This is a genomic window from Lelliottia jeotgali, from assembly GCF_016771845.1.
GTDB classification, from domain to species: domain Bacteria; phylum Pseudomonadota; class Gammaproteobacteria; order Enterobacterales; family Enterobacteriaceae; genus Enterobacter; species Enterobacter jeotgali.
On record NZ_JAENMQ010000003.1, the window covers coordinates 414,237 to 423,680 of the forward strand.

The following is a 9,444-nucleotide window of genomic DNA, read 5'->3' on the forward strand; positions in this document are numbered from 1 at the left end:
CATTGCAACATGACGTAATTCACGGAAGAATGCGCACGAAATTCTTTTCAACACAGTGGATTGATATGAAGGTACTGGTTACCGGCGCCACCAGCGGCTTAGGTCGAAATGCGGTCGAGTTTTTGCGTCAGAAAGGCATCAGCGTCAGAGCCACCGGTCGTAACGAAGCGATGGGTAAACTCCTGCAAAAAATGGGCGCGGAATTTATCCACGCCGATCTGACGGAGCTGGTTTCTTCGCAAGCCAAAGCCATGCTCGCCGGTATCGATACACTGTGGCACTGCTCCAGCTTTACTTCTCCGTGGGGCACTCAGCAAGCGTTTGATCTCGCCAATGTGCGCGCCACCCGCCGTCTCGGCGAATGGGCCGTGGCCTGGGGCGTGCGCAACTTCGTGCATATCTCCTCCCCGTCGCTCTATTTTGACTATCACCACCATCGCGATATCCAGGAAGATTTCCGCCCGGCGCGTTTCGCCTGCGAGTTTGCACGCAGCAAAGCCGCCAGCGAAGAGGTGATCGATCTGCTCGCGCAGTCTAACCCGCACACCCGTTTCACCGTTCTGCGTCCGCAGAGTCTGTTTGGTCCGCACGACAAGGTGTTTATCCCGCGTCTGGCGCAGATGATGCACCACTACGGCAGCGTGCTGTTGCCGCGCGGCGGCGATGCGCTGGTGGATATGACCTATTACGAAAATGCGGTTCACGCGATGTGGCTCGCCAGCCAGACCGAGTGCGATCACCTGGTCTCCGGTCGCGCCTACAACATCACCAACGGCGAACCGCAAACGTTGCGCAGTATCGTCCAGCGCCTGATCGATGAGCTGAATATTCACTGCCGCATCCGTTCTGTGCCGTACCCTATGCTAGACATGATCGCCCGCAGCATGGAACGCTTTGGCAACAAATCGGCGAAAGAACCGGCCCTGACGCACTACGGCGTCTCAAAGCTGAACTTTGATTTTACGCTGGACACCACGCGTGCCGAGACCGAGTTAGGCTATCAGCCGATCGTCACCCTCGACGAAGGGATCGTGCGCACGGCGGCGTGGCTGCGCGATCACGGCAAACTGCACCGCTGATCACCCCTGCCCGTACTTCTCCAGTAACGCTTCGGCAATCGCCAGCGTTTCAGCATCGGCAATACCGTTCCAGAGCTCGGGACGGTAGTGCATCTGGAAGACCATAATCACCCGTTTTTGCTGCGCGGCAGTGCTGTATTCCGGCACTTCATAGCCGTAACGCGTCAGTAGATCGAGCAGTGTTGTCGTATCTACCGGCTCATACTTCGACTTTCCGTTGAGATAAAAGGTCACGCGAGCGGGGTCGGGCCACGCACCGACGCCCTGCTGGGCCAGCATTTTCCACGGGAACAGCGGGCCGGGATCGTCTTTGCGCTGCGGGGCGATATCCGAGTGGGCGACCACGTTTTCCGGTTTGATGTCGTAGCGGGCGATAATGTCTTTGGCAAGTGGGATCAGCGCCGCAATTTGCGCCGGTTCAAATGGCGTAAAGGTTTTCTCACCGTTCGATTTTTGCCAGCCACGGTTTTCCAGCTCAATGCCGATCGAGGTATCGTTGATACGATTGGTTCCGCGCCAGAAACTGATCCCCGCATGCCAGGCTAAATCTTTCTCCGGCACCAGCTGCCAGATGCGCGGTTTGCCGGAAGGCTCAGGGGGTTTGGCCGGAATGAGATAGTGCGAGCTGACATTTTTATCCGTGAGCGTCGCCAGCGAGCTGTCAAAATCATCGGCAGTGTAGTGGATCACCAGCACTTTGATGCGCGGATACGCCGCCTGCGCCTGATGGCGAGTATCCAGCTCATAGGCACCTTTATCGACAATCCCTTTTTCTGCGCAGCCTGCCAGCAATAGCGCCAGCAGGAGTGTCGATAATACGCGTTTCATCGGCGCGTTTTCACCGCGGTGCCGCTGACGCTCACCATCAGCATACTGGCGTCTTTCCCGACCGTTTCGTAGTCGATATCAATGCCAACGACCGCATCTGCGCCCAGCGCTTTAGCCTGCTCGCCCAGCTCTTTAAAGGCGATTTCGCGCGCTTTGCGCAGCTCTTTCTCATAGGCACCCGAACGCCCACCGACGATGTCGCGAATACCGGCGAAAAAGTCGCGGAAAATATTCGCACCAAGAATCGCTTCACCGGTCACGACGCCGCAATACTCAACAATCGGTTGTCCTTCCAGCGTCGGGGTTGTGGAAAATTGCATAATTTATCTCCCTCTTTAGCGTTCAATGCCTTAGCGTAACGGTTGAACAGCATTATCGGTTCGTTACGCTATTATTGAAAGGATAGTTAATCATTAAGGAAATCAACATGCGCTATTCTGCTTTGACGCTTTTAGTGCCGTGCGCGCTGCTGCTCAGCGCCTGCACCACCACGGTGACGCCTGCTTTTAAGGACATCGGGACACGCAGCGGTCCGTGCATTGACGGCGGCCCTGATGCCGTCGCGCAACAGTTCTATGATTACCGTATTTCACACAAGAGCAGCGATCTCACGGCCCTGCGCCCGTACCTGAGTGACAATCTGGCGAAGCTGCTGAACGACGCTTCACGCGATCCGCAGCACAATACGCTGCTTAAATCCGATCCGTTCTCCAGCCGTACCACGCCGCCAGACAGCGCCGAGGTCTCCAGCGCCTCCACCATCCCGAACACCGACGCACGCAATATTCCGCTGCGGGTCAAACTGACCCAGGGCAGCCAGAGCTGGCAGGATGAAGTGCTGATGATCCGTGAGGGCCAGTGCTGGGCTATCGACGACGTTCGCTATCTTGGCGGCAGCGTCCATGCCCCTGCCGGTACGCTGCGTCAGTCGATTGAGAATCGTTAGTTCAGAAAAGTTTCCCCCGTAAAATGTGCGGCATTTCGTGAGGAATGCCGACATTTATTCTCGGCCCCAAGACCGCACGAGATTTTGTGCTATGTTTATACATGGATACGGTTTATATTTAACTTTTAACGCATAAATATTGCATAACTATTCTGTCAACGGTACTATCTGCGGCTTCAATTGCTATAGATTGCCTGGATGAGTAAAGACTGCCCCGATGAGTATTCAACTAAACGGCATTAACTGCTTTTACGGCGCACACCAGGCGCTGTTCGACATCACGCTGAACTGCCCTGAGGGCGAAACGCTGGTTTTGCTTGGCCCAAGCGGTGCAGGCAAAAGCTCACTGCTGCGCGTCCTCAATCTGCTTGAAATGCCACGTTCCGGCCAGCTTGAAATCGCCGGGAATCATTTCGATTTCGCCAAAGCCCCTTCTGATAAAGCGATTCGCGATTTGCGTCAGAACGTCGGCATGGTGTTTCAGCAATATAATCTCTGGCCGCATCTGACCGTGCAGCAAAACCTGATTGAAGCGCCCTGCCGCGTGCTGGGTTTAAGCAAAGATCAGGCGCTGGCGCGTGCCGAAAAACTGCTTGAACGTCTGCGCTTAAAACCGTACAGCGATCGCTATCCGCTGCACCTTTCAGGTGGCCAGCAGCAGCGTGTCGCCATTGCCCGCGCGCTGATGATGGAACCGCAGGTTCTGCTGTTCGATGAGCCAACCGCCGCGCTGGACCCTGAGATTACCGCCCAGATCGTCAGCATTATCCGCGAACTGGCCGAAACCAATATCACACAGGTGATCGTCACCCATGAAGTGGAAGTGGCGCGTAAAACCGCCAGCCGCGTGGTGTACATGGAAAACGGTCATATTGTTGAACAAGGTGATGCGAGCTGCTTTGCCGCCCCGCAAACCGACGCCTTTAAAAACTATTTATCTCACTGATGTGTTAGGGAAAATGACAATGAAAAAAGTACTGATAGCCGCGCTGCTTGCCAGCGTCAGCCTTTCCGCTACCGCAGCACAGACGATTCGTTTTGCCATGGAAGCGTCTTACCCTCCGTTTGAATCCATGGACGCCAGCAATAAGATTGTGGGCTTCGACGTGGATTTGGCGAACGCACTCTGCAAAGAGATCGACGCCACCTGCACTTTCACCAACCAGGCGTTCGACAGCCTGATCCCAAGCCTGAAGTTCCGTCGTTTTGACGCGGTGATTTCCGGAATGGACATCACTCCTGAGCGTGAAAAGCAGGTGCTGTTCACCCAGCCGTACTATGAAAACTCGGCCCTGTTCGTCGGCCAGAAAGGCAAAATTGCCGATATCGCCGCGCTGAAAGGCAAAAAAGTTGGGATGCAGAACGGCTCCACGCACCAGAAATTCATTACCGATAAGCACCCGGAAATCACTGTTGTGCCTTACGACAGCTACATGAACGCCAAGCTGGATATGCAGAATGGTCGTATTGATGCGGTGTTCGGTGACACTGCCGTGGTGACCGAGTGGCTGAAAGCGGAACCGAAACTGGCCGCTATCGGCGATAAAGTGACAGACAAAGATTACTTCGGCACCGGTCTGGGTATCGCGGTTCGTCAGGGCAACACCGACCTGCAGCAGAAACTCAATACTGCGCTGGATAAAGTGAAAAAAGACGGTACTTACCAGACCATCTATTCCAAATGGTTCCAGAAGTAAGAGCTGATGAACGAACTTTTTCCATTAGCAAGCGCCGCCGGGATGACCGTCGGCCTTGCCGTTTGTGCACTCATAATCGGCCTGGTGCTGGCGATGATCTTTGCGGTGTGGGAGTCAGCCAAATGGCGTCCCATCGCATGGACAGGCTCGGCGCTGGTGACCGTTCTGCGTGGGCTGCCGGAAATCCTGGTGGTCCTGTTTATCTATTTCGGTTCCTCACAGCTGCTGCTGATGCTATCGGACGGCTTCACGATTAATCTCGGCTTTGCGCAGATTCCGGTGCAAATGCAGATTGAGAACTTCGACGTCAGCCCGTTCCTGTGCGGTGTAATCGCCCTCTCCCTGCTCTATTCCGCCTATGCGTCCCAGACGCTGCGCGGCGCGCTGAAAGCGGTGCCCGTCGGTCAGTGGGAATCCGGCCAGGCGCTGGGGTTATCTAAAGCAGCGATCTTCTTCCGTCTGGTGATGCCGCAGATGTGGCGTCATGCCCTGCCGGGGCTGGGTAATCAGTGGCTGGTGCTGCTGAAAGATACTGCGCTGGTCAGCCTGATTAGCGTCAACGATTTAATGCTGCAAACCAAAAGCATCGCCACCCGCACCCAGGAGCCTTTTACCTGGTATATCGTTGCGGCGGCTATCTACCTGGTGATCACGTTGCTGAGCCAGTACGTTCTTAAACGTATTGATTTGCGCGCAACGCGTTTTGAACGGAGACCAGGCTGATGCTTGAATACTTACCGGAGCTGATGAAAGGGCTACATACCAGCCTGACGCTGACCGTGGCGTCCATCGTGGTGGCTCTCATTCTGGCGCTTTTTTTCACCATTGTTCTGACGCTGAAAACGCCGGTACTGGTGTGGATTGTTCGCGCCTATATCACCCTGTTTACCGGCACGCCGCTGCTGGTGCAGATCTTCCTGATTTACTACGGTCCGGGCCAGTTCCCGTCGCTGCAGAACTATCCGGTCATCTGGCATCTGCTGTCTGAACCCTGGCTGTGCGCACTGATTGCGCTGTCGCTGAACAGCGCCGCCTATACCACTCAGCTGTTTTATGGTGCGATCCGCGCCATTCCGGAAGGGCAATGGCAGTCCTGCGGTGCGCTGGGCATGAGCAAGAAAGACACGCTGGCAATCCTGCTGCCGTATGCCTTTAAACGCGCGCTTTCGTCGTATTCCAACGAAGTGGTGCTGGTGTTTAAAAGTACCTCACTGGCCTACACCATCACACTGATGGAAGTCATGGGTCACGGCCAACTGCTGTACGGACGCACCTATGATGTGATGGTCTTTGGCGCTGCCGGCCTGGTTTATCTGGTCGTGAACGGCCTGCTGACGCTGCTGATGCGTGTTATCGAAAGCAAAGCGCTGGCCTTTGAGCGTAGAAACTAACTGCATAATCACTGCATCATTAAAACGGGTAAGTCTAACGACTGCCCGTTTTTTTTATTCAAACAAAAATACTTAATCATATTTATTGCATACAAATTCATTAACTGGCATTGTACGTCCATGCCGGAGACACGGCGCATAATGACAAGATTGACAGACGGGAGCATTAAAATGAAAAAGTTAGTTCTGGCTGCATTACTGGCAACCTTCGCCGCTGGCGCATCGGCAGCAGACAAAATCAACTTCGGCGTATCTGCAACATATCCGCCGTTTGAGTCGCTGGATGCCAGCAACCAGATCGTCGGTTTCGATATCGACCTCGCCAAAGCGCTGTGTAAGCAGATGCAGGCCGACTGCACCTTCACCAACCACGCGTTTGACAGCCTGATCCCGTCTCTGAAATTCAAAAAATACGACGCGGTGATTTCCGGTATGGACATCACGCCAGAGCGTAGCAAGCAGGTCTCCTTTACCGACCCGTACTACGCCAACTCTGCGGTGGTGATTGCCAAAAAAGGCGCGTACACCTCCTTTGATCAGCTGAAAGACAAACGCATCGGCATGGAAAACGGCACCACGCACCAGAAATACCTGCAGGATAAACATCCTGAAGTAAAAACTGTGGCCTATGACAGCTACCAGAACGCAATCATCGACCTGAAAAATGGCCGTATCGATGGCGTGTTTGGTGATACTGCGGTGGTGAACGAATGGCTGAAAACCAACCCACAGCTGGGGACTGCGACTGAGAAAGTGACTGACGCGCAGTACTTCGGAACGGGTCTGGGTATTGCGGTTCGTCCGGATAACAAAGCGCTGCTGGAAAAACTGAACGGCGCGCTGAAAGCGATTAAAACCGACGGGACGTATCAGAAAATTAGCGACCAGTGGTTCCCTCAATAATTGTGCGAGTTTTTGCCGGGTGGCGGCTACGCCTTACCCGGCCTACGGGATCGGGGGTTATTGTAGGCCGGGTAAGCGTAAGCGCCACCCGGCATTTCATACAACGGCACATAAACCGGAATTGAGGTTTTTGTAGGTCGGGTAAGGCGCAGCCGCCACCCGACATCTCTTAGAGCGGAACGTAGAACCTGAACTTCGCCCCCGGTTTAAAATCCTGCAAAGATATCCCGCCTCCGTGCAATTCCAGCATTCGTTTCACAATCAGCAGCCCCAGCCCACCGCGATTTTCCCGAGACGCCTGCTGGCTCAGCGCGGAAGGCCGCTGGAACAGTTCATCACGCAATGACGCCGCAATCCCCGGCCCGCTGTCGGTGACTTCAACCTGTAACTGCTCATTTTCCTGCCACACCGACAGCCGAATATCCCCCCCCGATGGCGTATGGCGCACTGCGTTATCCAGCAGATTCGTCACCACTCGCTCGATCATCGACACATCAGCAAATACCAACGGTAACCGTCCCGGCACGTCGATATGCAACCGAAGCTGGCGCGTCTGCGCGGTCAGCTCAAATTTCTGCGCCACGTCAGAGATCAGCTCCGCCATCGCAAAACGCTCGCGCTGCGGTTTGATGCCACCGTGCTCCAGCCGGGCCAGCTCAAAGAGTTGCTGCGAAAGATGACGCACTTTTTGTCCCTGCCGCAGCGCGGTCGCCAGATATTGCTGATGCTCTTCGGTAGTCAGAGTAGATGACTTCAGCGACAGAGTTTCGAGATAGCCCAGTAACGATGTCAGCGGCGTGCGCAAATCGTGAGAGATATTGGCGATAAATTCCCGGCGCTGGCGGTCGCTGTCGGCCAGTTTGTCCCACTGAGACGTAATCTGGCGCGCCAGTTCAATAAAGGTATTGCGCAACTGAGTGACTTCGTCCCGTGATCCGGGTTCGGGCGTTTGTGCCGCCAGTTGCTTGATCGCGCTGATACTGTCCTGTTCCAGCCCGGAAACCTCCGCCGTTAGCCGTTTCACCGGTCGCGTCACCCAGTACCAGACCAGCAGTCCCGCCAGCAGGGCGAAGCTCGCCACCAGCAGTAAGGACCACATCGCCGTGCTCCAAAGCGCCTTGTGCCACGCCATCTCTGCCAGCGAGTTAAACTCTTCGCCCTGCAGGATGATATACAAATAACCGCGTAGCTCCCCGCCCTGGCGTAGCGGCGTCACGCTGAAGACTTTCTGTTTATCGAGGCTCCTGGGATCATCGCCGTACACTGGCCAACTGGTGCCGCTGAGAAAGGTTTGCAGCGGCACCATCGAGATTTTTTGCCGCTGGATATGCCCCGGCGGCGCGGCATCCGCCAGCAGATCGCCGTCGGGTGAAACAACGTACAGCTCAACGCTGGGGTTAAAGGTCATCAACCGGTCAAACAGCGGTTTCAGACGGCTGCGATCGACCTGCCCCTGCGCGTCGAGCACCGGCTCGCGCTGGACAATCTGCTGCGCCAGCCCGCTGGAAAGCCGCTGCACCATCGCGTTGCCGTACTGCATGCTGGTATAAAGCTGTACCGCGCAGGCGACGCTGGCACAGAGGATCAGCAGCAGGATAAACAGCAGCGTCAGACGCTGGCTCAGGCTAAGACGTCGCATCATGGTTCAGCTCCGCAAATTTGTAACCTTTACCCCAGACGGTGCGAATAATTTCCGGCTCGGCGGCATCTTTTTCGATTTTGATTCGCAGGCGGTTGATGTGCGTATTAACGGTGTGCTCGTAGCCTTCGTGCTGATAGCCCCAGACCTGTTCCAGCAGCGCCAGACGGGAGAATACTTCGCCCGGATGGCGGGCAAAAAACCAGAGTAACTCGAATTCACGCGGGGTGAGATCCACCTCTTTGCCGTGCAAACGGACATTGCGCGAGAGCGGATCGAGCGTCAGACCATGAGCAGAAATAGCCCCGCTGGTCTGCGCCTGTCCCATCGCCTGCTGACGACGAAACAGGGCTTTGATACGCGCAATCAGCTCCTGCACAGAAAAAGGTTTTGCCAGATAATCATCGGCACCCGTTTCGAGGCCGGTGATGCGGTCAGTTTCACTGCTGCGGGCGCTGATGATGATGATCGGCAGATAGCGGGTGAGCTGGCGGATGCGACGGCAAATCTCCAGTCCGTCGACGTTCGGCAGCATCAGATCGAGGATCACCGCATCCCAGTGCGTTTGATCGAGCAACTGCAGGGCTTTCGCACCGTCCACCTCATGCGTGATCGTGTAGCCCTCATCTTCTAAATTTAGACGCAGCAGCGCGGCGATATCGTTATCGTCTTCCACCAGCAAAATGTGCTTCATCAGTCAGCCTTTATTCACATTCAATAGTTAAAGCTTACCTGATTTTGGGCGGCGAAAGAGTTCACATTTTGTTGAAGATTGTGCGGGGGGGTTGTGTCGGGTATTTGCGGTCTGATGCCCTCACCCCGGCCCTCTCCCACTGTGCGGTCCGGGGACATCATGAACACTTGTTCGGGGACATGGTAGACACTTACAACTAAGGCATACGAACCCGTTTTTGGAGTCGCTTATGCCCTGGGATGCGAGAGATACCATGTCATTACGTAC

The 9,444-nt window shown here is 55.2% G+C and carries 11 protein-coding genes; 7 read left to right on the plus strand and 4 right to left on the minus strand.

Going from position 1 to position 9,444, the window contains the following annotated elements; translation table 11 throughout:
* The first annotated feature begins 65 nt into the window (after nt 1-65).
* Complete coding sequence (locus JBO43_RS10745; protein ID WP_095284225.1) at nt 66-1,079, plus strand: 3-beta-hydroxysteroid dehydrogenase; 1,014 nt, start codon at nt 66-68, stop codon at nt 1,077-1,079.
* On the opposite strand, the gene JBO43_RS10750 is transcribed toward JBO43_RS10745, so the two are convergent.
* Both JBO43_RS10750 and JBO43_RS10755 read right to left on the minus strand, forming a co-directional pair.
* Entirely contained in the window at nt 1,080-1,907 is an 828-nt protein-coding gene (locus JBO43_RS10750) for an N-acetylmuramoyl-L-alanine amidase (protein WP_202674281.1), read from the minus strand. It abuts the gene before it with no gap.
* A complete protein-coding gene (locus JBO43_RS10755; RefSeq protein ID WP_012016782.1) occupies nt 1,904-2,227 on the minus strand; it encodes a heavy metal-binding domain-containing protein in 324 nt (107 codons plus the stop codon). The genes JBO43_RS10750 and JBO43_RS10755 overlap by 4 nt, the downstream gene beginning before the upstream one ends.
* A gap of 107 nt (nt 2,228-2,334) precedes the next feature.
* Between JBO43_RS10755 and JBO43_RS10760 the strand changes: the two genes are divergently transcribed.
* The 6 genes from JBO43_RS10760 to artJ all read left to right on the plus strand — a co-directional run bounded on the left by JBO43_RS10760 (nt 2,335) and on the right by artJ (nt 6,844).
* Nucleotides 2,335-2,853, plus strand: coding sequence for a lipoprotein (locus tag JBO43_RS10760; RefSeq protein WP_095281404.1), 519 nt, complete (start codon nt 2,335-2,337; stop codon nt 2,851-2,853).
* 217 nt (nt 2,854-3,070) lie between these two features.
* Nucleotides 3,071-3,799 carry an arginine ABC transporter ATP-binding protein ArtP gene (gene artP / locus JBO43_RS10765; protein WP_095281403.1) on the plus strand — a complete coding sequence of 243 codons (729 nt, stop codon included), beginning with the start codon at nt 3,071-3,073 and terminating at the stop codon, nt 3,797-3,799.
* A gap of 19 nt (nt 3,800-3,818) precedes the next feature.
* Entirely contained in the window at nt 3,819-4,550 is a 732-nt protein-coding gene (gene artI, locus JBO43_RS10770; RefSeq protein ID WP_095281402.1) for an arginine ABC transporter substrate-binding protein ArtI, read from the plus strand.
* A 6-nt stretch (nt 4,551-4,556) separates the two neighbouring features.
* Entirely contained in the window at nt 4,557-5,273 is a 717-nt protein-coding gene (gene artQ, locus JBO43_RS10775) for an arginine ABC transporter permease ArtQ (protein ID WP_103948728.1), read from the plus strand.
* Complete coding sequence (gene artM / locus JBO43_RS10780; protein ID WP_095281400.1) at nt 5,273-5,941, plus strand: arginine ABC transporter permease ArtM; 669 nt, start codon at nt 5,273-5,275, stop codon at nt 5,939-5,941. The genes artQ and artM overlap by 1 nt, the downstream gene beginning before the upstream one ends.
* Before the next feature lie 171 nt (nt 5,942-6,112).
* On the plus strand, nt 6,113-6,844 hold the full coding sequence (gene artJ / locus JBO43_RS10785) for an arginine ABC transporter substrate-binding protein ArtJ (protein WP_202674282.1): 732 nt from the start codon (nt 6,113-6,115) through the stop codon (nt 6,842-6,844).
* 169 nt (nt 6,845-7,013) lie between these two features.
* On the opposite strand, the gene JBO43_RS10790 is transcribed toward artJ, so the two are convergent.
* On the minus strand, nt 7,014-8,486 hold the full coding sequence (locus JBO43_RS10790; protein WP_202674283.1) for a sensor histidine kinase: 1,473 nt from the start codon (nt 8,484-8,486) through the stop codon (nt 7,014-7,016).
* Nucleotides 8,470-9,177: a response regulator transcription factor gene (locus tag JBO43_RS10795; RefSeq protein ID WP_095281397.1), complete on the minus strand. Its 708-nt coding sequence runs from the start codon at nt 9,175-9,177 to the stop codon at nt 8,470-8,472. The genes JBO43_RS10790 and JBO43_RS10795 overlap by 17 nt, the downstream gene beginning before the upstream one ends.
* Nucleotides 9,178-9,444 lie beyond the last annotated feature (267 nt).